We start from the raw sequence: 25779 nt of genomic DNA on the forward strand, positions 1-25779 counted from the left end.
GGATGGCCTTGCCGGCGCGATTTGCTAGCGTGCGCGCCCCATGCGCCACACAAAACCAGACGACATCGCGGACGCCAGGACCGCAGCTGCGGCCGACGCCGGCCGCGTTACGCCGATGATGGCGCAGTACGTCGAGATCAAGGCAAACAATCCGGACTGCCTGCTGTTCTACCGGATGGGCGATTTCTACGAATTGTTCTTCCAGGACGCCGAGATCGCCTCGCGCACCCTCGGTATCGTGCTGACCAAGCGCGGCAAGCATCTCGGCCAAGACATCGCCATGTGCGGCGTGCCCGTAGAGCGCGCCGACGACTACCTGCAGAAGCTGATCGCCGCCGGCCATCGCGTCGCCGTGTGCGAGCAGATCGAGGACCCGGCCGAGGCCAAGAAGCGCGGCGCCAAATCGGTGGTGAAGCGCGACGTCGTGCGCCTCGTCACCCCCGGCACCATCACCGAGGAGCGCCTGCTCGATCCCGGCCGGGCGAGCCTGCTCGTCGCCGTAGCCCGGCGCCGGCTCTCGGACGAGATCTACGCCTATGGCATCGCCGCGCTCGACATCTCGACCGGCCGCTTCGCCGTGCTGGAGACAGATGAACGCGGCCTTGCCGTCGAACTCGCTCGTCTGGAGCCGCGCGAGATCGTCTGCCCCGATGCGATTCATGACGATCCCGAGCTCAGGGAATTCTGGCGCGATGTCGCCGCTCCCGTGACGCCGCTGGCACGCGAGGGGCTCGACCCCGCCTCCGGCGAGCGGCGGCTCAAGGAGTTCTTCGGCGTCGCCACGCTCGACGCCTTCGGCGCCTTCAGCCGCGCCGAGATTGCCGCCGCTGCGGCCGCGCTCGCCTATGTCGAGCGCACCCAGCTCGGCGCCCGCCCGCCTTTGTCGCCGCCCGTCCGCGAGGGGATGAGCGCGACCATGCTGATCGACGCGGCGACCCGCGCCAATCTCGAACTCACCCGGACCCTCGCGGGAGAGCGCACCGGCAGCCTGCTCGCCACCATCGACCGGACCGAGACGCCGGGTGGCAGCCGCCTGCTCGCTGAGCGACTCGCTGGCCCGCTCACCGATCCCGAGGCCATCGGCAGGCGGCACGACGCCGTCACGCTGCTTGTCGAGGTGCCCTCGCTGCGCGAGGCGCTGCGGCGTGATCTGTCGCGCGTGCCCGACATCGCCCGTGCGCTGGCGCGGCTTTCGCTCAACCGTGGCGGCCCGCGCGATCTCGCCGCGCTCGGCGCCGGGCTGGAGGCCGCCCGCGGTGTCGCCGCGGCACTGCTGCGCCAGGGCGATCTGCCCGACGAACTGCGCGAGGCGGCGCTGGCGCTCGGCCGCACCGATCCGGATCTGGCGACCCGCCTCTCCGCGACGCTGGCGGACGAGCTGCCGCTGCTGAAGCGAGACGGCCGCTTCGTCCGCGAGGGCTTCGATCCGGCGCTCGACGAGCTCCGGCTCCTCCAGGTCGATTCCCGCAAGGTGATCGCGCAATTGCAGGCGCGCTATGCCGCCGAGACCGATTGCCGGACCCTGCGCATCAAGCACAATTCCATGCTCGGCTATTTCGTCGAGGTGCCGCAGGCGGTTGGCGAGACCTTCCTCCGGGAGCCCTGGCGCGCCGTCTTCGTGCATCGCCAGACCATGTCGGACGCGATGCGCTTCTCCTCGGTCGAGCTCGGCGAGCTCGAAGCCAAGATCGCCTCGGCCGCCGACCGGGCGCTCAAGCTGGAGCTCTCGATCTTCGCCGCCCTGACCGAAGCCGTGCTCGCGCAGGCCGAGCCGATCAAGGCGGCGGCGCAGGCGCTGGCGGTGATCGACGTTGCCGCGGCACTGGCCGAGCTTGCCATCGATGGCGGCTGGACCAGGCCCCAGGTCGATGACGGAGCCGCCTTCACCATCAAGGCCGGCCGCCATCCCGTGGTCGAGGCGGCGCTGAAGCGGCAGGGCCAGCCCTTCGTCGCCAATGACAGCGAGCTGTCCGCGTCAGGCAAAGACCGCGATGGCCGCATCTGCCTGATCACCGGCCCGAACATGGCGGGCAAGTCGACCTTCCTGCGCCAGAACGCGCTCATCGCAGTGCTCGCCCAGATGGGCTCTTTCGTGCCGGCGCAAAGTGCCCATATCGGTATTGTCGACCGGCTGTTCTCGCGCGTCGGCGCCGCTGACGATCTGGCGCGGGGCCGCTCGACCTTCATGGTCGAGATGGTCGAGACCGCGGCGATTCTCAACCAGGCCGGGCCGCGGGCGTTGGTGATCCTCGACGAGATCGGCCGAGGCACCGCGACCTTCGACGGTCTCTCGATCGCCTGGGCCGCGATCGAGCATCTGCACGAGGCCAATCGCTGCCGAGCGTTGTTCGCGACGCATTACCACGAGCTGACCGCGCTGGCCGAGCGGCTCGACCGGGTCGCCAACGCCACCGTGCGCGTCACCGAATGGAATGGCGAAGTCGTCTTCCTGCACGAGGTCGTGCCGGGCGCGGCCGATCGCTCATACGGCATTCAGGTCGCCAAGCTCGCCGGTCTGCCGCCGGCGGTGGTCGAGCGCGCCCGCGCCATCCTCTCCGAGCTGGAGAAGAGCGAGCGCGAAAAGCCGGTCGCGGCTTTGGTCGACGATCTCCCGCTCTTCGCGGTGCAGATGCGCAAACCCGCGCCGGCAGCCGTCCCGGTCGCCGGCCCCGACGAACTGCGCGAGGCGCTCGCCGGGCTCGACCCCGACGAGATGACGCCGCGCGAGGCGCTGGAGGCGCTCTACAGGCTCAAGCGGCTGAATTGAGCCTGCGCCCGATCCCTTCGGCCGCTGCGACGCCCGTGGCGAAGCAGGCCTGCAGCAGATAGCCGCCGGTCGGCGCCTCCCAGTCGAGCATCTCCCCGGCGACGAAAATCCCAGGCAGGCGCTTCAGCATGAAATATTGGTCGATCTCTTCGGCCCGGATGCCGCCGGCGGTTGAGATGGCGCGGGCGAGCGAGGCCATGCCGGTGAGGCGCAAGGGCGCAGCCTTGATAAGCCCCGCGAGCGCGTCGGGCTCGGCCGTCAGCGGTCCGCTCGTAGCCTCCCGCAGCACGGCCGCCGCAACCGGCGAAAGCCCCGCCGCCTTGCGGAGATAATTGCTCAGCGTCTCGCCCGCACGGCGCTTCGCCAGCCGGTTGGCCAGCTCCAGCTCGGTCAGGTCCGGTCGCAGGTCGATCGTCAGGGCCGCTTCGCCATCGCGGGCGATGGTCTCCCGCAGCGGGCCCGACAGCGCATAGATCGCTCCGCCCTCGATACCTCCTGCGTCGATCATCGCCTCGCCCATCACGCGCTGTCCGGCGAAGCTCAGCGCGATCCGCTTCAGCGGCTGACCGGCGAAGCGCTCGCGCATCAAGGGCGACCAGTCGACCGAGAAACCGGCATTGGCGGGGCGCAGTGGCGCGATCACAGCGCCCTTGCCAGCAAGCAATTCGACCCAGGAGCCGTCCGCGCCGAGCCGCGGCCAGCTCGCGCCGCCGAGCGCCAGCAGGGTCGCGCGCGGCGTCACGATCTCCTCGCCGCCATCGCGCAGGGCGAAACGCAGCCCGCCGCTCTCGTCCCAGCCCGTCCAGAGCCGCCCTGCATGCAGCTGCACGCCGAGCCCGTCGAGCCGGGCCAGCCAGGCCCGCAGCAGCGGCGAGGCCTTCATTGCCCTGGGGAAGACGCGTCCGCTCGACCCGACGAAGCTCTCCGCCCCGAGCCCATCGGCCCAGTCGCGCAGCGCCTGCGGCGGGAAGGCGCGGATCACCGGCTCCAGCCAGGCGCGCGCGGTGCCATAGCGCTCAAGAAGAGCGTCGAGCGGCTCGGAATGCGTCAGGTTGAGCCCGCCGCGGCCGGCGAGCAGGAACTTGCGCGCCGGCGAGGCCATCCGCTCGTAGAGCGCGACCTTGTGGCCGGCCTGCGCCAGCCGCTCAGCCGCGATCAGCCCGGCCGGGCCGGCGCCGATGATGGCGACGTCGATGTCTCTAGTATGAACCATCCGGCCTTTTCTCGCGGGTCATCCCGGACGCAGCGAAGCGGAGATCCGGGATCCATTCCGGAGCCTTTCCGAAAGAGGTTCGGGAATGGGTCCCGGGTCTCCCTCCGGTCGCCCGGGACGACAGCATTCTTTTTTGCTCGGGACTATGCTGCCGGCAGTCTCAATTGCCGAACACGGTGTTGAGCTGGCTGCCGACCATGATGAAGGTGGTGCGCTTCGGCATCTCCTTGAGCCGGACCGCGCCGATATAGGTCATCGCCGAGCGCACCCCGCCCATGATCTCCTGCATCGTGCCCTCGACCGGGCCACGATAGGGCACCTCGACGGTCTTGCCCTCGGAGGCCCGGTATTTGGCGACGCCGCCGGAATATTTCTTCATCGCCGTGTCCGAGGACATGCCGTAGAACACCATCGCGACCGGCACTTTCTCGCCGTCATGGGTCTCGTAGCGGATCTCGCCCTCGCATTCGTCATGGCCGGCGAGCATGCCGCCCATCATCACGAAGTCGGAGCCGCCGCCATAGGCCTTGGCGACGTCGCCCGGCACGGTCAGCCCGCCATCGCCGCAGACCAGTCCTTTCAGGCCATGGGCCGCGTCGGCGCATTCGATGATCGCCGAGAGCTGCGGATAGCCGACACCGGTCATCTTGCGGGTGGTGCAGACCGAGCCCGGGCCGATGCCGACCTTGACGATATCCGCGCCGGCCAGGATCAGCGCCTCGGTCATGTCGCCGGTGACGACGTTGCCGGCCATGATCGCCGCGTTCGGGAAGGCGTCGCGGGTCGCCTTGACGGTGTCGACGAATTTTTCGGTGTAGCCATTGGCGACGTCGAGGCAGATCTTGTCGATCGGCGCCTTGGCATGCACCGCCTTGAGCTTGTCATGGTCGGAATCGGTGGTGCCCAGCGAATAGAAGGCATTGGCCGATCCCTCCTCCTTGAAGAAGGCGATCAGCTCGTCGGCGTCGTAATGCTTGTGCAGCGCGACCATGGCGCCGTGTTTCAGCAGCGCCCGCGCCATCGCCATGGTGCCGACCACGTCCATGTTCGCGGCGATCAGCGGGAAGCCGGTCCATTCGCGGCCGGTATGCGCGAAGCGGAAGCTCCGGTTGACGTCGACCTCGGCGCGGCTCCCGAGCGTCGAGCGCTTAGGCCTGATCAGCACGTCGCGGAAGTCGAGTTTCGGATCGTTCTCGATGCGCATGATCAAAGCTCCGGCGACTGGCGCATGTCAAAAAAGGCGCACGCGGCGTGAGGGAGCGTGCCGGGATTCATAGCCGCTCGAACCTTACGGAGCAATGCGCCGGGAGTGGGTGGGGTTCCAGCGGAAGGAAACTTTAGTGATCTCTAAAGTTTCTCTGGACAGGCTGCTCGCAGCACGATACTTAAGCATATGCTTCACCAATCTGACCAGCTCGATCTCATGTTCCAGGCGCTGGCGGACCCGAACCGCCGGCAGATGGTGCAGCGGCTCTGCGAGGGGCCGGCGAGCGTCAGCGAGCTCGCGGCTCCGCTGGAGATGACGCTGTCGGCGGTGGTGCAGCATCTTTCGGTTCTCGAGGGAGCCGGGCTGGTGCGGACGCAGAAGATCGGGCGGGTCCGCACCTGCCAGCTCGACACGCAGGCCCTGCGCGCGGCGGAGCGCTGGATCAGAGAGCGCCGCGCCCTCTGGGAGCGACGCTTCGACCGGCTCGGGGCCTTCCTTGCCGAGCAGGACCAGGACGCGAAGCAAGGAGACGAGCCATGAGCGAACGGACCGTCGTCCACGCCGATTTCACCATCGAGCGCCATTACGATGCGAGCCCGGCCCGCGTCTTCGCCGCCTTTGCCGATCCCGCCGCCAAAAGGCGCTGGTCGGCCTGCCATGACGAGGGCGGACTCGGCGAGCATGTGCTGGATTTCCGCGAAGGCGGCCGCGAGACCATGCGCGGCGCCCCGGCCGAAGGCGGCGTCTACGCGATGAACGCGACCTTCCACGAGATCGTGCCGGAGCAGCGCATTATCTATAGCTACGAATTGCTGCGCGACGATATCCGACTGTCGATCTCGCTGGCGACGATCGAGTTCCATCGCGACGGCGCCGGCACCCTGCTTCGCTTCACCGAGCAGGCCGCCTTCCTCGACGGCCATGACCGGCCCGACTGGCGCGAGCAGGGTTCGCGCGTCGGCTTCGACCGGCTGGCGGACTATCTCGCGCAGGAGCAGGCGCCAGCCTGAACCACGCCCTTCTTCAACCATCTCGGTTTCAGCCCGCTCCTTTCCAGAAGCAGGAATGCACAGCCATGTCCCTGACGCTCTATTTCCACCCGCTCTCGGGCTTCTGCCAGAAGGTGCTGGTTGCGCTCTACGAGAACGAGACACGGTTCACGCCGCATCTCGTCAATTTCGGCGATGCCACCGAGCGCGCCGATTTCCTGAAGCTCTGGCCGATCGGCAAGTTCCCGCTGCTGCGCGACGACAGCAATGGAAGGCTGGTGCCGGAGACCAGCCTGATCATCGAGTATCTCGCCCTGCACTATCCCGGCCCGATGGCGCTGCTGCCGGAGAACCCGGTCGCGGCGCTCGAAGTCCGGCGGCTCGACCGGATTTTCGATCTCTATGTCGCCATCCCCATGCAGAAGGTGGTGCTCGACCGGCTGCGCCCGGAAGGCAGCAGTGACCCGGTCGGCGTCGCCGAGGTCAAGGCGACCCTCGCTTGCGCCTATGACGTGCTCGAAGCGGAGATCGGCGAGCGGCAATGGGCCCTCGGCGACGCGTTCAGCCTGGCCGACTGCTCGGCCGCACCGGCGCTGTTCTATGCCGAGCGGGCGCTGTCCTTCCGCGACAGCCATCCGCGGCTCTGGGCCTATTTCGAGCGTCTGCGCACGCGGCCGTCCTATGCCCGCGCTCTGGCCGAGGCCGAGCCCTATTTCGAGTACTTTCCACGCAATCCAGGCGATGCCGGGCTCTCCCGCTAGCACGGCTTCGCGAACCCACACCGCCACTATCGAAAGGACAAGACCATGACCGCCAATCCCGTCGTCCATGCCAGCTTCACCATCGAGCGCAGCTATGCCGCCTCGCCCGCCCGCGTCTTCGCAGCCTTCGCCGATCCCGCGCAGAAGCGCCGCTGGTTTGCCGAGGGCGAGGGCTGGGAGGTCGAGCAGTTCGATGTCGATTTCCGCGTCGGCGGCCATGAGCGCAGCCGCTTTCGCTTCCAGGGCGGCCCGCCGATCACCAATGACACCGTCTACCAGGTGATCCAGCCGAACGAGCGCATCATCCTCGCCTATGCCATGGCGATCGATGGCGCGCCGCTCTCGGGCTCGCTGCTGACCATGGAGTTCGTGCCCGAGGGAACCGGCACCAGGTTCGTCTTCACCGAGCAGGGTGCCTATCTCGACGGCAAGGACGGCCCGATCCATCGCGAGGAAGGCTCGCGTGAATTGCTGGAGGCGCTTGCCAGGATACTCGGCGAGCCCGCTAACCCGGCCGCCTGACGCCTCGATCAGGCTGAATGGAGCCTAACTCCATTCAGCCACAGTTCATCCCCGGCCGGCTAACCGGCATGCTGGCGGCATCCGAACCGGGAAGACCCGGCGGGCGCCGCCTCCGATGTCGCGATCCGGGGGGATCACTCGACTGTGCTGAAGGCCGTCGATCCGAACACCGTACCGGCTGGCCCGCCATCCGACTGGCAGGTCACCAAGAGCTTCGCCCGTCTCACCGGCGGCTTCTGGCGCGGCGGCACCGCCGGCCGGGCCTGGCTCTGGTCGCTGACGCTGGCGAGCGCGATCATCCTCTCCGTCTTTGCCAACGTCACGGTCAACCGCTGGAACGGCTGGTTCTTCGATGCGCTAGAGAAGAAGGACGGCGAGAGCGCGCTGATCGCCATGGCCGTCTTCCCGGTGCTGGTGCTGATCGCGGCAGGCCTCGGCGTCATCATCCTGATCTCGCGCGAGACCTTCCAGGTCCATTGGCGCGCCTGGGTCACCGCCAAGCTCGCCGATGGCTGGATCGGCGAGCGAAGGTTCTACCGGCTCGGCCTCTCCGGCTACGAGCCGGCCAATCCCGAATACCGCATCGCCGACGATGTCCGCTGGGCGACGGAGCCGGTGGTCGATTTCGCCATCGGCCTGCTCTCGGCCGTCATCACCGCGATCACCTTTATCGGCATCCTCTGGTCGATCGGCGGCTCGCTCAGCGTCGAGGCGCACGGCGTCCCCTTCGAGATCCCTGCCTATATGGTCCTGGCGGCGATCATCTACGCGGTGCTCGTCTCCGGCCTGATCACCTGGGTCGGCCGGCCGCTGCCGCGCCTGATCGCCGCCCGCAACGAGGGCGAGGCGCGCCTGCGCTTCTCGTTGATGCGCATCCGCGACCACGGCGAGACGATCGCGCTCTCTCGCGCCGAGACCGGTGAGCGCCGCGCCGTCGCCGCGACCTATGACACGCTGGTGACGCGCTGGCTCGCCATGATCCGCCAGCGTGGCCGTCTGACCTGGATCACCAATGGCAGCGGCGCGCTGGTGCCGGTCGTGCCGCTTTTGCTGGCGGCGCCGAAATATCTCTCGGGCGAGATGTCGCTCGGCGACGTCGTCCAGGTCGCCGCCGCCTTCGTTGCCGTGCAGAACGCCTTCAACTGGGTGCTCGACAACTTCATGCGCATCGCCGAATGGCTGGCTTCGGCGCGGCGGGTCAACGAGCTTGCCGTCGCGCTCGGCGCGATCGAAGCCGGTGTGGCCGAGAGCGACATCGCCGTCCTCGCCAGCGAAGACGCGGGCCTGCGGCTGGACGAGCTGACGCTGACCGATCGCGACGGCCGCACCTTGCTCGCCGACGTCTCGACGGCTCTGCCCGCCGGCGCGACATTGCACGTCGCCGGCGAGCTCGGCCATGGCAAGGCCGCGCTGATCCAGGCGGTGGCGGGCCTCTGGCCGTGGGGGCGCGGCGCGGTGGCCCTGCCGGACGGGGCGCGCATCGCCGTGCTGCCGCAGCATCTCCATCTCTCGGAAGGCAGCCTGCGCGCCGCGCTCGACCCGATCGGCGGCCACAGCGACGCAGAGGCCGCCGCCGCATTGCGGCATTACGGCCTCTCAAGCCTGGTGTCGCAGATCGATCTCGCGCACGACTGGGACAAGGCGCTGACCACCGGCGATCGCCAGCGCCTCGCTTTGGCACGCGCCGAATTGGCAAAGCCGGATATCCTCGTGCTCGACGAGGCGACGAGCGGGCTCGAGACCGAGGCGGCGCTCGAACTGCTCTCGCGGCTCAGGGCGGCGCGACCGGATGCGGTGATGCTGCTGATCGGCCAAAGTCCCGGTTTCGCCGAGGCTGCCGATCATCACCTCACCATGCGGCGCGCCGGCGGCGTCGCCCGCATCGCCTCGTTCGACATGCCGCGCCCGGCCACACGGGTCGAAGCCGGCAGCGGCTGAGTTTGCAAGCAACTTACCTATCCAGCGCCGGTTGACCGGCCTCTTTCCGAAACGGAGTCAACGCATGCTGAACATCTGGGACGTCTATTGGGGCCTGCGGGTCGAGCAGTGCCCCTGCGACGTGCATTTCGTCGAATGGCTGGAAGAGCAGGGCCTGACCGGCAAGCGCATCTACCATTTCGGCACCGGCGGCCACCATTATGTCGGCATCCGCTGCGCCGAGCCGGAATTCGACAACACCGTGCTCGGGATCACCGCCTCGCCGAAGGAATACGAGGCCTTCGTCAAGCTCGCGATCGACAATCCGACGATCACCAAGACCTATTCCGCTTATTTCGGCGACATCTACACCAGCAATGCCCGGCTGCTGCCGCGCTTCGACATCGTCACGCTGTTCCACTCCTGCGAGTTCCGCACCGAAAAGAACGACGCCTATGGCGCGCTGACCGATCTTCAGGTGATGCAGCTCTTCACCGACCAGACTGATGCCGGCGGCCATATCCTGTTCTACACCGGCTCCTTCGCCTATGAGGCGGCTAAGCCGATCATCGCGGAGTGGGCGAAGTCGCGTCAGGTCGAGGAGATCGGCGAGTTCAAGACGCTCCGCGTCTTCCGCAAGACCGCCTGAGCCGGTTGCGCCGGGGCGTGAACGGCGTTAATTCCGTCCCGTCGATCCACTCGAAACTAAGGAGGGCTGCGTGATCACGTTCTTTCGTCACCATCGTCAGCGCGGCCCCGTTCAGGCCCTGCAAGCCGGCTTGCAGGGCTGACCGCACAGGCGATCGCTTCAGGTCTCTTCTAGGTCTGCCCTTCGTGAGGGCGTAGCGTCTTCGAGCCCAAAGCTCGGCCAGCTGCGTCCATCCCTCATCGAGCCAGGCGTTCCGCATTCGTGATGCTCGGGGCAAGGACCCCGGCCGAATGACGGCGCGCGGCTCGGGCAGTTCCGAGACCGACCATGACCTTGACTACCCTTCGCAATCTCGGCGTCACGCTGGGCGCGCCCCTGTTTTCCGACCTCTCGTTCTCCATCGTACCGGGCGACCGCCTTGGCCTCGTCGCCGCCAATGGCCGCGGCAAGTCGACCCTGCTCCGCTGCCTCTCTGGTTCGCTCGAACCATCCGCCGGCGAGATCACCCGCTCGCGCGGCCTGCGCATCGGCCATGTCGGGCAGGACGCCTCGCCGCAATTGCTGGAGCAGTCTGTCGACCAGTTGCTGCTCGACATGCTGCCGGCCGACCAGCGCGAGAGCGAGCATTGGCGCGTCGAGGTCGCGCTGGATTCGCTCGCGATACCGGAAGAACTGCGCCGCCGCCCGCTCGGGCAATTGAGCGGTGGCTGGCAAAGGCTCGTCCTGATCGCGCGCGCCGGCATCGTCGAGCCGGATCTGCTGCTGCTCGACGAACCCACCAACCATCTCGATCTCGCGCGCATCGGCGTGCTGGAGAGCTGGCTCGCCGCCCTGCCGCGCGACGTCGCGGTGATCCTGTCGAGCCATGACCGCGCCTTCCTCGACGCGACGACCAATCGGACGCTGTTCCTGCGCCAGAAGAGCTCGCAACTGTTCGCGCTGCCCTATTCGCCGGCGCGTGCAGCGCTTGACCAGACCGATGCGGCGCAGGCGCGCCGGCACGAGCGTGACCTCAAGTCCGTCCAGCAGATGCGGCGGCAGGCGGCGAAGCTGAACAATATCGGCATCAACTCCGGCAGCGATCTCCTGCTCAGCAAGACCAGGCAGCTCAAGCGCCGCGCCGACGAGCTCGAAGCGACGGTCCGCCCGGCCCATCGCGAGCGCTCTGCCGGGGCGATCAGGCTCGCCAGCAGCGCGACGCATGTGCGGGCGCTGGTCGAGCTCGACGACGTCGCGGTCGCGGCCCCGGGCGGTCGGCTGCTATTCAGGGCTGGCAGACGCTGGATCAGTCCGGGCGATCGTGTCGTACTCCTCGGCCTCAACGGCGCCGGCAAGTCGCTGTTCGTCGCCATGCTCCACGCTGCCATTCGCGGCGAGGAGCAGGCAGGTATCAGGGCGACCCCCTCGTTGGCACTCGGTTACGCCAGCCAGAGCCTCGCCGAATTGCCTGATGGTGATACCCCGCACGGGCTGATCAGCCGGCGCTTCGATGTCGGCGACCAGCCGGCCCGTGGCCTGCTCGCCGGCGCCGGTATCGCCATCGATCGCCAGACCGGGCCGATCGGCGCGCTCTCCGGTGGGCAGCGGGCGCGGCTCGCCATGCTGGTGCTGCGCCTCGCCAGGCCGAATTTCTACCTGCTGGACGAGCCCACGAACCATCTCGACATCGAGGGGCAGGAGGCGCTGGAGGTCGAGCTCACCGCCGGCGAGACCAGCTGCCTGCTGGTCTCGCATGATCGCAGCTTCGTCCGCGCTGTCGGCAACCGCTTCTGGCGGATCGACAAGCGGCGGCTGGTCGAGGTCGACGACCCCGAAGCTTTCTTCCAGGAGGCGATGGCGGCGGAGGGTTGACCGCCGCGGCCATCGCTACCGCCATGAGGCTGGCGCGTCCTGCGTAGGCCTCATGGCGCGCATTCGTCGCGCCGTCCTGTCTTGTGCATCGCGGCGAAGGCGCTATCTCTCGGGTCCGGCCGCCAGGCCAGCCGCCAGCAACCCGCCTTGCTCGCCGCGTTCCGCGTGCGTGCGCAACCCGACAAGAGCACTGATGTCGTTCGGCCCGCACGAGCCCGGAATGCCGTTGCGCAAGCGCAGCCGCTGGTGGTGGCTCGGCCCGCTCGCCTCGTCGGTGATCTTCGCGGCATCGCTGGTGGTGCTCTATTACATCGTCCGCGAGATCGAGCCCGGCGAGCTTGCCCGCGCCTTCGCCAACGCCAGCCAGCGCCAGCTCCTGCTGGCGCTGGGTTTCACCGCGCTGAGCTATCTGCTGCTGACCGGCTATGACGCGGTTGCGCTGCGCCGGCTCGGCCTGTCGATCCCCTATCGGACGACGGCGCTCGCCTCCTTCACCAGCTATTCCGTCGCCTTTACCCTGGGCTTCCCGATCGTGACCGGCGGGACCGTGCGCTACTGGGTCTATTCGGCCAAGGGCGTACGGGCATCGGAGGTTGCGAGCCTCACCGTGATCGCCGGCCTGACCTTCTGGCTCGGGCTCGGCATGATCCTCTGCGCCAGCCTGTTCTATGCGACGGAATCGGTCGCCGTGCTGGCGCGGACCTCGCCGCTGGTGATCCAGGTTGTCGGCGCCGCCGTAGCGCTCGGCACGGCAGGCTATCTCTTCTGGGTCGCGACCGGCGAGCGCACCTTGCGGGTCAGCGGCTGGAACCTGCCGCTGCCTGGGCTGGGCATTACCCTCGCGCAGATGCTGCTGGGCGCAGCCGAGGTCTGCGCCGCCGCTGCGGTGCTCTATGTGCTGCTGCCGGGCGGGCACAACCTGCCCTATGAAAGCTTCCTGGCCGCCTATATCTTCGCATGCCTGGTCGGCATCGCCAGCCATGCGCCGGGTGGGCTCGGCGTCTTCGAGGCGACCATGCTGGTCGCGCTCAGCCGCCTGCCTTTCGAGCAGGTGCTGGGCGCGCTGCTGCTCTTCCGCATCATCTACTACATCCTGCCCTTCATCCTGGCGCTGGTGCTGCTGGCGCTGAACGAGATGATCCGGCGCATCCGGCGGCACGAGATCTGACGCCGCCGCGTCTGATCGGGCAAGCATCCTTGACGTATCGGCACGGCGACGCCACCTCGATTCTGCCGGGCCTGTCGCAAGGAAGCAACCGGCCCGGGGAGAGCAGTGGACGCGGCGCACCTCATCGACGAGATCTACGAGGCCGCCGTCGTGCCGGAGCGATGGGCTGATGTGCTCGACCGGCTGGCGGCCAGGGCTGGCGCCGTCGGCACCATCCTGTTCGCGGCATCGCCGAGCCGGTTCCAGTGGACCTCCTCGCAGGCCATCCAAGGCGTCGCGGCCGAATGGGTCGCTTCGCCCTTCGTCGCGGACAATCTGCGGGGCAAGCGCCTGGTCCCGCTCTACGAACCGCGTTTCCTGACCGATCTCGATGCGATCGCGCCGCAGGAGCTGGAGCAGGACCCGTTCTATCGCGATTTCCTGAGGCCGCGTGGCTTGGGCTGGTGCGTCGGCACCTCGATCCGTGCGACCAGTGGCGACAGCATCGTCTTCTCGATCGAGCGCCTCTACGCCGACGGCCCTGTTCCGCGCGAGACGGCCGCCGCGCTCGACCAGTTCCGGCCGCATCTGGCGCGGGCCTCGATCATCGCGGCGCGTCTCGGCCTCGAGCGGGCGCGTGCCAGCGTCGCGGCGCTGGAGTTGATCGGCCTGCCGGCAGCGATCATCACTGGCCGCCATAGCGTGCTTGCGGCCAATGAGCTGATCATCGCGTGCGGCGCGTTCGAGATCGGCGCCTTCGACCGCGTGCGTCTCGCCGATCCCATGGCGAACGAGCGCCTCCAGCTCCATCTCGACGTGGCGGGGGACGCCGGGCTGTCGTTCCCGATCCGCGCCACCGGCGACCGGCCCGCCTTCGTCGCGCATCTGGTTCCGCTCAGGCGCGCCGGGCTCGACGTCTTCTCCGGCGCGGCCCAGCTGTTCTACCTCACCGAGGTCGGCCGTGGTGCGGCGCCGTCCGCGGCCATCCTCGAAGCGCTGTTCGATCTCAGCCCGGCGGAGGCGAAGGTGACCCGGCTTCTCCTGTCGGGCGGCACGGTTTCCGGAATCGCGAACAACCATGGCATCCGGCCTGAAACCGTGCGGGGCCAGCTCAAATCCGTATTCGCCAAGACGGGTGTGCGCCGCCAGGCCGAGCTGATCCAGCTGCTGGGTGGCATTCAGTCTCCGGGTGCCCCGGACCTGCTGTCGCGGCCGATCGCAAGCGAATAGCGCCCGGTTTCGCGCGGGGGAATTGCGCTGCACCACTGCTCCGGCCTATGACGCCTCGCCGCAGGCCACGCATCGGAAGGCAGGAACCGCATGCACGCTTTGGTCGACCCGAAGGCGCCTGTCACGGCGGCGCTGATCGAGGCCATCGGCGTTCCCGCCGTATTGCTCGACCCGCAGGGTGTGATCCAGGCGCTGAGCCCGACGGCTCCGGCGCTGGTCACGGCGCTCGCCAAGGGCAAGCCGCTCGCCCTCGTGATGCGTGATCCCGATCTGATCGACGCGATCGAGCAGGTCTCACGCCATGGCGGCCGCCGCGCCGTCGAGCTGATCGAGCGCGTGCCGGTCGAGCGCACCTTCCGCATCCATATCGCCGCGCTCGCCGGCAGCGGCTGGCGCCGCGCCGTGCTCCTCACCTTCGAGGATCTCAGCGAGCAGCGCATGACCGAGCGCATGCGCGTCGATTTCGTCGCCAATGCCAGCCACGAGCTGCGCACGCCGCTCGCGTCCGTGCTCGGCTTCGTCGAGACCTTGCAGGGCCCGGCCCGCAACGATGCCGCCGCCCGCGACCGCTTCCTGACGATCATGCGCGAGCAGGGCCTGCGCATGGCGCGTCTCGTCGACGACCTGCTCTCGCTGTCGCGCATCGAACTGCGCGCCCATCTCGCGCCGGAGACGCCGGTCGATCTCGCCAGCATTGCCCGCGAAATTCTCGACTCCCTTGTCCTGATGGCGCGCGAGCGCGAGGTGACGCTGAAGCTCGACGCGCCGCAGCAGCCCGTCACCGTCGCCGGCGACCGCGACGAATTGCTGCGGCTGATGGAGAACCTGGTCGAGAACGCGATCAAGTACGGCCAGCGCGGCGGCGAGGTCGGCATCACCGTCGCGATATCCGGCGAGGAGGCCAGCCTCAGCGTGCGCGATGACGGTCCCGGCATCGCCCCGGAGCACCTGCCGCGCCTGACCGAGCGCTTCTACCGGGTCGACACCGCCGCGAGCCGCGAGGCCGGGGGCACCGGCCTCGGCCTCGCCATCGTCAAGCACATCGTCCTGCGCCATCGCGGCCGCCTGACGATCGAGAGTGTGGTCGGCCAGGGCGCGACCTTCCGGGCGATCCTGCCGCGCCTGCTGGACCCGACCCGTTAACGATTTGTGACGGCGGCAAGCGCGCGTTCATGACTGTGTGTCATGTGGCTGTCATATAGCCGGTGTTCTAGCAGGGCCGCTGCACTTGCGATCCAGAGAGGACATCTGATGCGCAAACTTCTCATTCTCACAGCCGCCGCCATCGGCCTGACGGGCGCTGCCCAGGCTGCCGACATCACCGGCGCCGGCGCGACCTTCCCCTTCCCGATCTACGCCAAATGGGCCGAAGCTTATAAGAAGGATACCGGCATCGGTCTGAATTACCAGTCGATCGGCTCGGGCGGCGGCATCCGCCAGATCAAGTCGAAGACCGTCGATTTCGGCGCCTCCGACATGCCGCTGAAGGGCGAGGACCTGGACAAGGACGGCCTGCTGCAGTTCCCGGCCGTGATGGGTGCGCTCGTCCCGGCGATCAACATCGCCGGCGTCGAGGCTCGCCAGATCAAGTTCTCGGGTCCGATCCTGTCGGACATCTACCAGGGCAACATCAAGAAGTGGAACGACCCCAAGCTCACCGCCCTGAACCCGGATGTGAAGCTGCCCGACGCCAACATTACCGTGGTCTATCGTTCCGACGGTTCGGGCACGACCTTCGTCTGGACCGATTATCTCTCGCGCGTCTCGCCTGAGTGGAAGTCGAAGATTGGCGCCAACACCTCGGTGCAGTTCCCGGTCGGCATCGGCGGCAAGGGCAATGAGGGCGTCTCGGCCTCGGTCAAGCAGATCGCCAACTCGATCGGCTATGTCGAATACGCTTACGCCAAGCAGAACAAGCTCGCCTACGGCCTCGTCCAGAACCGTGACGGCAAGTTCCCGGTGCCGGAGACCGAGTCCTTCCAGGCCGCGGCGGCCAACGCCAACTGGAATGAAGCGCCCGGTTTCGGCATCATCATCAACAACCAGCCCGGCGAGAAGGCGTGGCCGATCACCTCGGCGACCTTCATCCTGATGCACAAGAAGGCCGAGAAGCCCGAGCAGTCCAAGGCTGCGCTGGCCTTCTTCGACTGGGCCTACAAGAACGGCGACAAGCTCGCGGTCGATCTCGAATACGTGCCGATGCCCGCGAACGTGAAGGACCAGATCCGCGCCAGCTGGAAGGGTATCACCGACGCCTCCAGCAAGCCGGTCTTCTGAGCGATTACAACGACATGGCGAAGCGGGGAGCATCCCCCGCTTCGCCTCTCACTCGACCTTCATCCCGAGCAGCGGTGCTCATTGTCCGCTGCTCGGGATGAAGGTTCGATCCAGAGAAACGATCGTTCTTAATCTTGTTGCCTGCGATTGCTGGCTTAGACCGGAGTTCCACGGATGACAGCCGTGACAGATCCTATGAGCCTTCCGGCCGCTGGCGCTCAGCGCAAGACTCCGAAGGGCACCTTCGATATCGTCTTCCGCAACGCCAGCCTCCTGTCGGCCTTGTTCGTGCTTGTGCTGCTCGCCGGCATCATGCTTTCGATGATCATCGGCGGCTGGCCGGCCTTTCGCGAGATGGGCCTGGGCTTCATCACCTCCAGCGTCTGGGACACGCAGAACGATCAGTACGGCGCCTGGCCAGCCATTGTCGGTACGCTCTCGACAGCCTTTCTCGCACTGCTGATCGGCGTCCCCTTGTCGCTTGGCATCGCAGTCTTCCTGACGCAGCTCGCTCCGCCCTGGTTCAAGCGGCCGGTCTCGACCGCGATCGAGCTGCTCGCCGCCGTGCCATCGATCATCTATGGCATGTGGGGCCTGTTCGTCTTCGTGCCGCTGTTCGCGGCCTATGTGCAGCAGCCGGTCTCACGCATCGTCGAGGGCATGCCGATCGTCGGCACGATCCTCTACGCCGCCTCCCCGTCGGGCCTCGGTATCCTGTCGGCGGGCATCATCCTGGCGTTCATGATCATCCCATTCATCGCCTCGATCGTGCGCGACATGCTCGACCAGATCCCCTCGGTTCTGCGCGAGAGCGCCTATGGCATCGGCGCCACGACCTGGGAGGTGGTGCGGCATGTTCTCGTCCCGCAGGCCGGTGTCTCGATCATCGGCGCGATCATGCTTGGCCTCGGCCGCGCGCTCGGCGAGACCATGGCGGTTACCTTCGTCGTCGGCAACGCCAACCGGCTCTCGGCCTCGATCATGGATCCCGGCTCGACCATCGCCTCGCGTATCGCCAACGAGTTCAACGAGGCGATTGGCCTGCAGCTCAATGCGCTGATCGCGCTCGGCTGCATCCTGTTCTTCGTTACCTTCGTCGTCCTGGTGATCGCGCGCATCCTGGTCGCGCGGGTCAAATCCTTCTGAGCGAACGGAAAGACCATGAGCCTCGCCACGCCCTCAACCGCTCGCGCGCTGCCCCCTGCAACCTGGGGCCGGGTACGCCAGTCGCGCCGGGTCGCCGACCGCGCGATGAAGATCATCGCGACAGGCTTCACATTGCTTGCGATCTCGGTGCTGTTCTGGATCCTCGGCATGCTGGTCGTGAAGGGCCTTGGCGGGCTCTCCGCCGCGACCTTCACCGAGACCATGCCAGGCCCGGGTTCAGAGGGCGGCGGCCTCGCCAACGCCATCGTCGGCTCGCTGGTGCTGACCTTCCTCGGCATCGCAGTGGCGACGCCGATCGGCGTGCTCGCCGGCACCTATCTGGCCGAATACGGCAAAGGCTCGAAGCTCGCCGACCTGATCCGCTTCATCAACGACATCCTGCTCTCGGCGCCGTCGATCCTGATCGGCCTGTTCGTCTACGTCATCCTGGTCGAGCCGCTCGGGGGCTATTCCGGCTGGGCCGGCGGCGTCGCGCTCGGCATCATCGCGATCCCGGTGATCGTGCGCACCACCGAGGACATGCTGCGCCTGGTGCCCGGCCCGTTGCGCGAGGCCGGCTCGGCGCTTGGCGCGCCGCCCTCGGTCGTGATCACCTCGATCACCTGGCGTGCCGCCAAGTCCGGCATGGTCACCGGCATCCTCCTGGCCCTCGCCCGTATCGCCGGCGAGACCGCGCCGCTGATCTTCACCGCGCTCAACAACAGCTTCTGGTTCTCGCCGACGCTGCTCGGCGGCGTCTCCAACCTGCCGGTGACGATCTACCAGTTCGCGTCGGCCCCTTACGAGAACTGGCAGCAGCTCGCTTGGGCGGGATCGCTGATCATCACCGTCTCAATCCTCGTGCTTTCCCTCATCGCCCGGCGCATCGTGCGCGGCGGCAAGTGAATAGCGTCCGATCGGAAGGACCATGCAGATGCTTTCGACCCTCGAACTGAGCCCGCAGACGCTGGATGCCGAAGCGCCCGTCCGCATCGCCGTGAAGAACCTCGATTTCTACTACGGCGAGCACAAGGCGCTGAAGAACATCAACCTCGACTTCCGCGACCGGCACGTCACGGCGCTGATCGGCCCCTCGGGCTGCGGCAAGTCGACCCTGCTGCGCATCTTCAACCGGATCTACTCGCTCTATCCCGAGCAGAAGGCGACCGGCGAGATCCTGCTCGACGGCCGCAACATCATCTCGAACGACATCGACGTGAACGAATTGCGCTCGCGCATCGGCATGGTCTTCCAGAAGCCGACGCCGTTCCCGATGTCGATCTACGACAATGTCGCCTTTGGCATCCGTCTCTACGAGAAGCCGCCGAAGTCGGAGCTCGATGACCGTGTCGAGGGCGCCTTGCGCCGCGCCGCGCTTTGGGACGAGGTCAAGGACAAGCTGAAGAGCTCCGGCATGGGCCTTTCGGGCGGCCAGCAGCAGCGCCTCTGCATCGCCCGCACCATCGCCCAGAAGCCCGAGGTCATCCTGTTCGACGAGCCGACCTCGGCGCTCGACCCGATCTCGACCGGCAAGATCGAGGACCTGCTCGAGCAGCTCAAGACCGACTTCACCATCGTCATCGTCACCCACAACATGCAGCAGGCGGCGCGCATCTCGCAGTATACCGCCTTCATGTATCTGGGCGAGGTGATCGAGTTCGACGCGACCAACACGATCTTCATGAACCCGCACAAGAAGCAGACGCAGGACTACGTCACCGGCCGCTTCGGCTGACGTTCTGAAAGCGCCGGCCAGACTCGAAGGATACGCCCGATGTCGGATCAACATATCGTCCGCTCCTACGATGCCGATCTCGAGGGCCTGCGCCGCAGCCTCGCCGAGATGGGCGGCATGTCCGAGCGCATGCTCGGCGACTCCACCGTGGCTCTGGTGCGCCGCGACACCGCGCTCGCCCAGAAAATCATCAGCGCCGACCAGCGCCTCGACAATCTCCAGCGCGAGGTCGAGGAAAAGGCGGTGCTGACCATCGCTCGCCGCCAGCCGCTGGCGAACGACCTGCGCGAGCTGATCTCGGCAATCCGCATCGCCGCCGACATCGAGCGCGTCGGCGACCTCGCCAAGAACATCGCCAAGCGCGCCGTCGCGATCTCCGGCCAGTTCTCGCCGCCGCATCGCGCCGTCGTCGGCCTCGAGCATATGAGCCGCCTGGTCCAGGCCCAGCTCAAGGACGTGCTCGACGCCTATGCCGCCAGCAACGAGCAGAAGGCGATGGATGTCTGGCGCCGCGACGACGAGATCGACGCGCTCTACACCTCGCTGTTCCGCGAGCTCCTGACCTATATGATGGAGGACCCGCGCAACATCACCTTCTGCACGCATCTGCTGTTCTGCGCCAAGAACGTCGAGCGCATCGGCGACCATACCACCAACATCGCCGAGACCATCCACTATCTCGTCACCGGCCAGTCGATCGACGAGACCCGGCCGAAGCTCGACACCACCAACATCCTCGTCGACCTGCCGGCGGCCAATGGCTGAACCGGCGGGCGCTTGAACGGACGCTGACATGCCCGCACGCATCCTGATCGTCGAGGACGAGGAGCCGCTCACCTTGCTGCTGCGCTACAATCTCGAGGCCGAGGGCTTCGAGGTCGACAGCGTGGCGCGCGGCGACGACGCCGAACTGCACCTGCGCGACCATACGCCCGACCTCGTCCTGCTCGACTGGATGCTGCCCGGCCTCTCCGGCATCGAGCTCTGCCGGCGCCTGCGTACCCGGCGCGACACCGAGCGCGTGCCGATCATCATGCTGACCGCCCGCGGCGAGGAGACAGAGCGGGTCCGCGGCCTTGCCACCGGCGCCGACGACTATGTCGTCAAGCCGTTCTCGCTGCCCGAACTGATCGCCCGCATCCAGGCGCTGCTGCGCCGCGCCAAGCCCGGCCATGTCGCCGGTCTGCTCGCTGCCGGCGATCTCGAGCTCGACCGCACCACCCGGCGCGTCCGCCGCGCCGGCGCCGAATTGCATCTCGGCCCGACCGAGTTCCGCCTGCTCGAATTCCTGATGCAGGCCCCGGGCCGGGTCTATTCCCGGGCGCAACTGCTCGACGCCGTCTGGGGTCGCGACGTCTATATCGACGAACGCACCGTCGACGTTCATGTCGGGCGCCTGCGCAAGGCGATCACGCCGGCCAATGCCAAGGACCCGCTGCGCACGGTGCGCGGCGCCGGCTACGCCTTCGACGAGACGTTTGCCCGCAGTTGAGCGCTTTTGTCAGCGCGGCGCGGCGATGATCACCGCTGCGCCGGCAAGGCAGAGCGCGGCGCCTGCCAGGTCGTAGCGATCTGGTAGCACCTTCTCGACCAGCGCCATCCAGGCCAGCGACGCCACGATATAGACGCCGCCATAGGCGGCGAAGGTGCGCCCGGCGGCTGGACTGTCGAGCAGGGCCAGCAACCAGGCGAAAGCCGCGAGCGATACCAGGCCCGGCAGCAGCAACCAGACCGGCTTGCCGAGCTTGAGCCAGGCCCAGAAGGCGAAGCAGCCGGCGATCTCCGCCAGCGCCGCGGCGGCATAGGTCGCGAAGGTCGCCATGGCGCTCTCCCGTGGTTCGCCCATGAAAAAGCCGGCCACGAGGGCCGGCTTTTCCGATTTTGGATGGTTACGCCGCCTCAGGCGCGGACGGGCTTGCGCTCGCGGCGCCGGTCGGCCGCCGGCTGGTAGGCGATCCGGGCATGATAGGCGCAATAGGGCATGCCGGTCGCGCTGCGGCCGCCGCAGAAGCGGAACTCCGGCGTGGTCGGGTCGCCCATCGGCCAGCGGCACATATACTCGCGCAGATCCATGATCGTGACCCGCTCGGAGAACGGCACGACCACGTCCTCGGCCGGCGCCGGAGCGCGCTCGACCTGTGCTTCGGTCGCGATTTCGGGTGCGAACTGCGGTGCCAGCGCGGTGTTGCCGCGGGTCAGCCCGGCGCCACCGTTCTGATGGCCGGCGGGATGGCTCGGCGGGCGGGCCGCCGGCTTGCGCGGGCGCGGCGTGGCCGAACCGGGGCTCTTGGCCCGGCCGGACAGGCCGAGACGGTGAACCTTCCCGATGACGGCGTTCCGCGTGACGCTGCCGAGCTCGGCGGCGATCTGGCTCGCGCTCAGGCCGTCATTCCAGAGCTTCTTGAGCAGTTCGACGCGTTCGTCGGTCCAGGCTCCGGCTTCGGTCATGGGGTTGCACCTGTCTTCGTCATGCTTCGCCAGCGGGCCGGCGAGGCATAGGGAGAGATCATGGCGGAATCCGATACCGGCAGCGTCCGTCACAAAACGGAAGCCGTTACGCCCGGAACTGACGATACAGGAGACGCCGCACGAGATGTCGTATCTGACGAAGAGGACCATACAAGATGGCCTGACTCGGCCACAAGAGTCGCCGAATCGTAATTCGGCTTTTCCCCAGCCAATCGCCGCAGACGGCCGGACAGTGAGTCTATTCGGCAACGCTGCCGCGAGAGCCGGATCCGATCAGGGTGGCATACCCTGATCGGTGAATCCGTCTCCCACTTTTGGAATGGAGACCGTTTTGCCCCAACGGCTTGCGGGAGAAGCCGTTGGGGACGGGCTCCAAGTCAGCCGGAATTGACAGGGCCGGGCCGGTTTTGCATAGTCGTGCGACGCAGCCGCCCCCAAGGGCGGCGCTTATGTTTTTGAGCGATCGGGATTTTCCTTTGATGCGGCTTGACGCGCGACGAGACGGCGGGAGCGGCCAGCGACGATAATGTCGCCGGCGGGTCGCATCGTGCCGGCATCATGCCGCCTTGCGTCCCATCCTGCCGTTCCCGGCCTGAGATTCCGCGCTATTTTCCCGTCTCGCCGCAAGGATTTTGCTCCATGAGCACCGCTTCCGCTTCTTCCGTTCTCCTGCCGACCTATGCCCGGGCCCCGATCGCGCTCGAGCGTGGCGAGGGCGCCTGGGCGATCACCGCCGACGGCACCCGCTATCTCGATTTCGGCGCCGGCATCGCCGTCAATTCGCTGGGGCACGCCCATCCGCATCTGGTCGAGGCGCTGACCGCCCAGGCGCAGCGGATCTGGCACACGTCCAATCTCTACACCATGCCCGAGGGCGAGAAGCTCGCCCGCCGGCTCTGCGAGGCGACCTTCGCCGAACGCGTCTTCTTCACCAATTCGGGCGCCGAGGCGAACGAGTGCGCCATCAAGATGGCGCGCAAGTACCACGCCGCGAAAGGCCATCCGGAGCGCTTCCGGGTCGTCACCTTCGAGGGCGCCTTCCATGGCCGCACGCTCGCGACCATTGCCGCCGGCGGCCAGCAGAAATACATCGACGGCTTCGGCCCGAAGGTCGATGGCTTCGATCAGGTGCCGTTCGACGACGAGGCGGCGCTGAAGGCCGCGATCGGCCCGGAGACCGCCGCGCTTATGATCGAGCCGATCCAGGGCGAAGGTGGCCTGCGCTCGGTGCCGATGCGTGTCCTCAAGCAGCTGCGCGAGCTCTGTGACGAGCACGGGCTGATGCTGATCTTCGACGAGATCCAGACGGGCGTCGGCCGCACCGGCAAGTTCTTCGCCTATGAGCATTCCGGTGTCGCTCCCGACATCATGTCGATCGCCAAGGGCATCGGCGGTGGCTTCCCGATGGGTGCCTGCCTCGCCACCGAAGAGGCCGCCTCCGGCATGACGCTCGGCACCCACGGCACCACCTTCGGCGGCAATCCGCTCGCCATGGCGGTCGGCAACGCCGTGCTCGACGTCATCCTGGCGCCGGGCTTCCTCGACCATGTCCAGAAGACGGCCTTGCGCCTGCGCCAGTCGCTGGCCCAGCTCAAGGATCAGCATCCCCAGGTGATCGAGGAGATCCGCGGCGAGGGGCTGATGCTCGGCCTCAAGCTCAAGACCCCGAACACCGATTTCGTCGCGCAGGCGCGGGCCGCCGGCCTGCTCGTGGTCGCGGCCGGCGACAATGTCGTGCGCCTGCTGCCGCCGCTGATCATCGGCGAGAGCGAGGTGGCCGAGGCGGTGGCGCGGCTGGACAAGGCGGCTGGCGCGGTCGAGGCGGAGCTCGCCCGGCCGGCAGCGGAGTGAGCATGATGTCTGCGACGCGTCACTTTCTCGATCTCTCGGATTTCTCGGCCGGAGAGCTCCGCTCCATCCTCAAGGCCGGCGAGGACATCAAGGCCCGCCGGCGCACGCCCGCGGCCGCTGCCGACCGCCTGCTCGAAGGCAAGGTCATCGCCATGATCTTCGAGCAGCCATCGCTGCGGACCCGCGTCTCCTTCGACGTCGGCATCCGCGAGCTCGGGGGCTCGCCGATGATGGTGACCGGCCAGGAGATCGAGCTCGGCGAGCGCGAGACCATCGCCGACACCGCCCGCGTGCTCTCGCGCTATGTCGATGCGATCATGATCCGCATGCTCGACCACGACGCCGTGGTCGAGATGGCGCAATACGCCACCGTGCCGGTGATCAACGGCCTGACCAAGCGCCAGCATCCCTGCCAGGTCATGGCCGATGTCATGACCTTCGAGGAGCGCAAAGGCTCGATCAAGGGCAAGCGCATCGCCTGGACCGGTGACACCAACAACGTCCTGACCTCCTGGGTCCATGCCGCCGGCCGGCTCGATTTCGAGCTCGCCATCGCGACGCCCGAAGAGCTCGCGCCTCCGCCGGCGCTGCTCGACTGGGCCCGCGACCAGGGCGCCAGGCTGCAGTTGACCCATCGTCCCGAGGCGGCGGTCGAGGGCGCCGACTGCGTCATCACCGATTGCTGGGTCTCGATGGGCGACCAGGAAGGCACGCGCCACAACCTGCTGCGGCCCTACCAGGTCGATGAGCGCCTGCTCGGCCGCGCCGAGAAGGATGCGATCTTCATGCATTGCCTGCCGGCCTCGCGCGGCGAGGAAGTGACCGACCAGGTCATGGACGGCCCGCAATCGGCTGTCTTCGACGAGGCCGAGAACCGGCTGCATGCCCAGAAGGGCATCCTGGCCTGGTGCTTCGGCGGAGTGGCGGCCTGATGGCGGAAGGCTCGCCCGCGGGCGCACCCGACGATCGGGTGCTGCCCTTCGCCGTACCCGATCTCGACGTGCGCGGCCGGGTCGTCAGGCTCGGCCCTTCGCTCGACCAAATCCTAGCGCGGCATCATTACCCCGAACCCGTTGCGCGCGTCCTCGCCGAGGCCGCGGCGCTCGCCGTCATGCTCGGTACCACGCTCAAGGGCGAAGGCCGCTTCCAGCTGCAGACCAAGAGCGATGGGCCGGTCTCGATGCTGGTCGTCGACTTCAACGCGCCCGACTGCTACCGCGCCATGGCTCGCTACGATGCCGATCAGCTGGCGGCCGCGATCGATGCAAACGCGATCTCGACCGGCGATCTGCTTGGCAAGGGCCACCTCGCCATGACCGTCGACCAGGGCAGCGAGGCGACGCGCTATCAGGGCGTCGTCGCGCTCGACGGACAGAGCCTGGAAGAAGCCGGCCACCAGTATTTCCGCCAGTCCGAGCAGATTCCCAGCCGCATCCGGCTCGGCGTCGGCTCGGTCCTGACCGGCGCCGGCCTCGCCTGGCGTGCCGGCGGTCTGATCGTGCAGTTCATGCCGAACTCGCCCGAACGCATGCGCGCCGCCGATCTCCACCCTGGCGATGCGCCCGAAGGCCATGAGATCCTTGCCGCCGGCGACGATGACGGTGTCAGCGACGACGCCTGGACCGAGGCGCGCTCGCTGGTCGAGACGATCGAGCATCACGAACTGCTCGATCCGCTGCTGGAGAGCGAGCGCCTGCTCTACCGGCTCTTCCATGAGCGCGGCGCCCATGTCTTCGAGCCCGTCGCGGTGCACGAGGCCTGCCGCTGCTCGCGCGAACGCGTGCTCGGCATGCTCAAGGGCTTTTCTGCCGACGACCGCAAGGCGATGATCGCCGATGACGGCACGCTCGGCGTCACCTGCGAGTTCTGCTCGCGCCGCTACGAGTTCGACCCGGCCGAGGTCGAGGCGGAGATCGCGGCGGGGGCGTGAACATGGCGCGTCATGCTCGGGCTTGACCCGAGCATCTCAGGCCGGAGAAGACTCCGTCTAGTGCCTTCTCGTCAGGAGATTCTCGGGTCTGCGCCGCGCTTCGCCCGAGAATGACGGC

Annotated in this window: 24 protein-coding genes; 20 read left to right on the forward strand and 4 right to left on the reverse strand. The window is 67.6% G+C overall.

Going from position 1 to position 25779, the window contains the following annotated elements; translation table 11 throughout:
- The first annotated feature begins 40 nt into the window (after nucleotides 1–40).
- The gene (gene mutS, locus V7S63_RS23940; RefSeq protein WP_336532062.1) at nucleotides 41–2767 is read left to right on the forward strand and encodes a DNA mismatch repair protein MutS; all 2727 of its coding nucleotides are present in this window, start codon (nucleotides 41–43) and stop codon (nucleotides 2765–2767) included.
- Here mutS and V7S63_RS23945 read toward each other — a convergent pair.
- Together V7S63_RS23945 and V7S63_RS23950 are read right to left on the reverse strand one after the other, a co-directional pair.
- A complete protein-coding gene (locus V7S63_RS23945) occupies nucleotides 2751–3980 on the reverse strand; it encodes a BaiN/RdsA family NAD(P)/FAD-dependent oxidoreductase (protein WP_336532063.1) in 1230 nt (409 codons plus the stop codon). The two genes, mutS and V7S63_RS23945, sit on opposite strands and share 17 nt — an antisense overlap.
- A 160-nt stretch (nucleotides 3981–4140) precedes the next feature.
- The gene (locus V7S63_RS23950; RefSeq protein WP_091835488.1) at nucleotides 4141–5184 is read right to left on the reverse strand and encodes a GMP reductase; all 1044 of its coding nucleotides are present in this window, start codon (nucleotides 5182–5184) and stop codon (nucleotides 4141–4143) included.
- 189 nt (nucleotides 5185–5373) lie between these two features.
- Between V7S63_RS23950 and V7S63_RS23955 the strand changes: the two genes are divergently transcribed.
- From V7S63_RS23955 to phoB, 16 genes are all read left to right on the forward strand, one after another.
- On the forward strand, nucleotides 5374–5727 hold the full coding sequence (locus tag V7S63_RS23955) for an ArsR/SmtB family transcription factor (RefSeq protein ID WP_336532064.1): 354 nt from the start codon (nucleotides 5374–5376) through the stop codon (nucleotides 5725–5727).
- Nucleotides 5724–6197 carry an SRPBCC family protein gene (locus V7S63_RS23960; RefSeq protein ID WP_336532065.1) on the forward strand — a complete coding sequence of 158 codons (474 nt, stop codon included), beginning with the start codon at nucleotides 5724–5726 and terminating at the stop codon, nucleotides 6195–6197. The genes V7S63_RS23955 and V7S63_RS23960 overlap by 4 nt, the downstream gene beginning before the upstream one ends.
- A 65-nt stretch (nucleotides 6198–6262) precedes the next feature.
- Entirely contained in the window at nucleotides 6263–6937 is a 675-nt protein-coding gene (locus V7S63_RS23965; RefSeq protein WP_336532066.1) for a glutathione S-transferase family protein, read from the forward strand.
- A gap of 45 nt (nucleotides 6938–6982) precedes the next feature.
- Nucleotides 6983–7459: an SRPBCC family protein gene (locus V7S63_RS23970; protein WP_091835474.1), complete on the forward strand. Its 477-nt coding sequence runs from the start codon at nucleotides 6983–6985 to the stop codon at nucleotides 7457–7459.
- A 144-nt stretch (nucleotides 7460–7603) separates the two neighbouring features.
- On the forward strand, nucleotides 7604–9397 hold the full coding sequence (locus V7S63_RS23975; protein WP_336532067.1) for an ABC transporter ATP-binding protein/permease: 1794 nt from the start codon (nucleotides 7604–7606) through the stop codon (nucleotides 9395–9397).
- Nucleotides 9398–9461: 64 nt separating this feature from the next.
- Nucleotides 9462–10025 (forward strand): hypothetical protein, encoded by a 564-nt coding sequence (locus tag V7S63_RS23980; RefSeq protein WP_336532068.1) that lies wholly within the window; start codon nucleotides 9462–9464, stop codon nucleotides 10023–10025.
- A gap of 327 nt (nucleotides 10026–10352) precedes the next feature.
- Nucleotides 10353–11876, forward strand: coding sequence for an ABC-F family ATP-binding cassette domain-containing protein (locus tag V7S63_RS23985; protein WP_336532069.1), 1524 nt, complete (start codon nucleotides 10353–10355; stop codon nucleotides 11874–11876).
- 220 nt (nucleotides 11877–12096) lie between these two features.
- Nucleotides 12097–13044 (forward strand): lysylphosphatidylglycerol synthase domain-containing protein, encoded by a 948-nt coding sequence (locus V7S63_RS23990; RefSeq protein ID WP_248307383.1) that lies wholly within the window; start codon nucleotides 12097–12099, stop codon nucleotides 13042–13044.
- Between the two features lie 105 nt (nucleotides 13045–13149).
- Nucleotides 13150–14253: a helix-turn-helix transcriptional regulator gene (locus tag V7S63_RS23995; RefSeq protein WP_336532070.1), complete on the forward strand. Its 1104-nt coding sequence runs from the start codon at nucleotides 13150–13152 to the stop codon at nucleotides 14251–14253.
- Nucleotides 14254–14343: 90 nt separating this feature from the next.
- On the forward strand, nucleotides 14344–15396 hold the full coding sequence (locus V7S63_RS24000) for an ATP-binding protein (protein WP_336532071.1): 1053 nt from the start codon (nucleotides 14344–14346) through the stop codon (nucleotides 15394–15396).
- Between the two features lie 108 nt (nucleotides 15397–15504).
- A complete protein-coding gene (gene pstS, locus V7S63_RS24005; RefSeq protein ID WP_091835456.1) occupies nucleotides 15505–16530 on the forward strand; it encodes a phosphate ABC transporter substrate-binding protein PstS in 1026 nt (341 codons plus the stop codon).
- 174 nt (nucleotides 16531–16704) lie between these two features.
- Nucleotides 16705–17676, forward strand: coding sequence for a phosphate ABC transporter permease subunit PstC (pstC, locus tag V7S63_RS24010; protein WP_091835453.1), 972 nt, complete (start codon nucleotides 16705–16707; stop codon nucleotides 17674–17676).
- A gap of 15 nt (nucleotides 17677–17691) precedes the next feature.
- The gene (gene pstA, locus V7S63_RS24015; protein WP_091835450.1) at nucleotides 17692–18582 is read left to right on the forward strand and encodes a phosphate ABC transporter permease PstA; all 891 of its coding nucleotides are present in this window, start codon (nucleotides 17692–17694) and stop codon (nucleotides 18580–18582) included.
- Nucleotides 18583–18604: 22 nt separating this feature from the next.
- Nucleotides 18605–19411, forward strand: coding sequence for a phosphate ABC transporter ATP-binding protein PstB (pstB, locus tag V7S63_RS24020; protein ID WP_091835447.1), 807 nt, complete (start codon nucleotides 18605–18607; stop codon nucleotides 19409–19411).
- Between the two features lie 39 nt (nucleotides 19412–19450).
- Nucleotides 19451–20176 carry a phosphate signaling complex protein PhoU gene (gene phoU / locus V7S63_RS24025; RefSeq protein WP_091835444.1) on the forward strand — a complete coding sequence of 242 codons (726 nt, stop codon included), beginning with the start codon at nucleotides 19451–19453 and terminating at the stop codon, nucleotides 20174–20176.
- A 28-nt stretch (nucleotides 20177–20204) separates the two neighbouring features.
- Entirely contained in the window at nucleotides 20205–20903 is a 699-nt protein-coding gene (gene phoB, locus V7S63_RS24030) for a phosphate regulon transcriptional regulator PhoB (RefSeq protein ID WP_091835441.1), read from the forward strand.
- Nucleotides 20904–20912: 9 nt separating this feature from the next.
- Here phoB and V7S63_RS24035 read toward each other — a convergent pair whose 3' ends face one another.
- Nucleotides 20913–21233, reverse strand: coding sequence for a YnfA family protein (locus V7S63_RS24035; RefSeq protein ID WP_336532072.1), 321 nt, complete (start codon nucleotides 21231–21233; stop codon nucleotides 20913–20915).
- Nucleotides 21234–21310: 77 nt separating this feature from the next.
- A complete protein-coding gene (locus tag V7S63_RS24040; protein ID WP_091835435.1) occupies nucleotides 21311–21859 on the reverse strand; it encodes a GcrA family cell cycle regulator in 549 nt (182 codons plus the stop codon).
- 660 nt (nucleotides 21860–22519) lie between these two features.
- On the opposite strand from V7S63_RS24040, the gene V7S63_RS24045 reads away from it, so the two are divergent.
- From V7S63_RS24045 to V7S63_RS24055, 3 genes are read left to right on the forward strand one after another with little or no spacing between them, the layout of a single operon-like run.
- Nucleotides 22520–23731, forward strand: coding sequence for an aspartate aminotransferase family protein (locus V7S63_RS24045; protein ID WP_336532073.1), 1212 nt, complete (start codon nucleotides 22520–22522; stop codon nucleotides 23729–23731).
- A gap of 5 nt (nucleotides 23732–23736) precedes the next feature.
- Nucleotides 23737–24663, forward strand: a complete 927-nt coding sequence (argF, locus tag V7S63_RS24050; protein ID WP_336532074.1) for an ornithine carbamoyltransferase — start codon at nucleotides 23737–23739, stop codon at nucleotides 24661–24663.
- Nucleotides 24663–25661, forward strand: a complete 999-nt coding sequence (locus V7S63_RS24055) for an Hsp33 family molecular chaperone (RefSeq protein ID WP_100959790.1) — start codon at nucleotides 24663–24665, stop codon at nucleotides 25659–25661. Before argF ends, V7S63_RS24055 begins: the two co-directional genes overlap by 1 nt.
- Nucleotides 25662–25779 lie beyond the last annotated feature (118 nt).

The organism is Allobosea sp. CCNWLY174, assembly GCF_037120455.1.
Classification (GTDB): domain Bacteria; phylum Pseudomonadota; class Alphaproteobacteria; order Rhizobiales; family Beijerinckiaceae; genus Allobosea; species Allobosea lupini.

Bases quoted from the DNA above. Each gene is read 5' to 3' on its own strand.
- pstB (WP_091835447.1), top strand. From the start codon at position 18,605: ATGCAGATGCTTTCGACCCTCGAACTGAGCCCGCAGACGCTGGATGCC.
- V7S63_RS23965 (WP_336532066.1), top strand. From the start codon at position 6,263: ATGTCCCTGACGCTCTATTTCCACCCGCTCTCGGGCTTCTGCCAGAAG.
- V7S63_RS23990 (WP_248307383.1), top strand. From the start codon at position 12,097: ATGCCGTTGCGCAAGCGCAGCCGCTGGTGGTGGCTCGGCCCGCTCGCC.
- pstS (WP_091835456.1), top strand. From the start codon at position 15,505: ATGCGCAAACTTCTCATTCTCACAGCCGCCGCCATCGGCCTGACGGGC.
- V7S63_RS23945 (WP_336532063.1), bottom strand. From the start codon at position 3,980: ATGGTTCATACTAGAGACATCGACGTCGCCATCATCGGCGCCGGCCCG.
- V7S63_RS24055 (WP_100959790.1), top strand. From the start codon at position 24,663: ATGGCGGAAGGCTCGCCCGCGGGCGCACCCGACGATCGGGTGCTGCCC.
- V7S63_RS24045 (WP_336532073.1), top strand. From the start codon at position 22,520: ATGAGCACCGCTTCCGCTTCTTCCGTTCTCCTGCCGACCTATGCCCGG.
- mutS (WP_336532062.1), top strand. From the start codon at position 41: ATGCGCCACACAAAACCAGACGACATCGCGGACGCCAGGACCGCAGCT.
- V7S63_RS24035 (WP_336532072.1), bottom strand. From the start codon at position 21,233: ATGGCGACCTTCGCGACCTATGCCGCCGCGGCGCTGGCGGAGATCGCC.
- V7S63_RS23955 (WP_336532064.1), top strand. From the start codon at position 5,374: ATGCTTCACCAATCTGACCAGCTCGATCTCATGTTCCAGGCGCTGGCG.
- V7S63_RS24040 (WP_091835435.1), bottom strand. From the start codon at position 21,859: ATGACCGAAGCCGGAGCCTGGACCGACGAACGCGTCGAACTGCTCAAG.
- V7S63_RS23985 (WP_336532069.1), top strand. From the start codon at position 10,353: ATGACCTTGACTACCCTTCGCAATCTCGGCGTCACGCTGGGCGCGCCC.
- pstC (WP_091835453.1), top strand. From the start codon at position 16,705: ATGACAGCCGTGACAGATCCTATGAGCCTTCCGGCCGCTGGCGCTCAG.
- V7S63_RS23960 (WP_336532065.1), top strand. From the start codon at position 5,724: ATGAGCGAACGGACCGTCGTCCACGCCGATTTCACCATCGAGCGCCAT.
- phoU (WP_091835444.1), top strand. From the start codon at position 19,451: ATGTCGGATCAACATATCGTCCGCTCCTACGATGCCGATCTCGAGGGC.
- V7S63_RS23980 (WP_336532068.1), top strand. From the start codon at position 9,462: ATGCTGAACATCTGGGACGTCTATTGGGGCCTGCGGGTCGAGCAGTGC.
- V7S63_RS23970 (WP_091835474.1), top strand. From the start codon at position 6,983: ATGACCGCCAATCCCGTCGTCCATGCCAGCTTCACCATCGAGCGCAGC.
- phoB (WP_091835441.1), top strand. From the start codon at position 20,205: ATGCCCGCACGCATCCTGATCGTCGAGGACGAGGAGCCGCTCACCTTG.
- V7S63_RS24000 (WP_336532071.1), top strand. From the start codon at position 14,344: ATGCACGCTTTGGTCGACCCGAAGGCGCCTGTCACGGCGGCGCTGATC.
- argF (WP_336532074.1), top strand. From the start codon at position 23,737: ATGTCTGCGACGCGTCACTTTCTCGATCTCTCGGATTTCTCGGCCGGA.
- pstA (WP_091835450.1), top strand. From the start codon at position 17,692: ATGAGCCTCGCCACGCCCTCAACCGCTCGCGCGCTGCCCCCTGCAACC.
- V7S63_RS23950 (WP_091835488.1), bottom strand. From the start codon at position 5,184: ATGCGCATCGAGAACGATCCGAAACTCGACTTCCGCGACGTGCTGATC.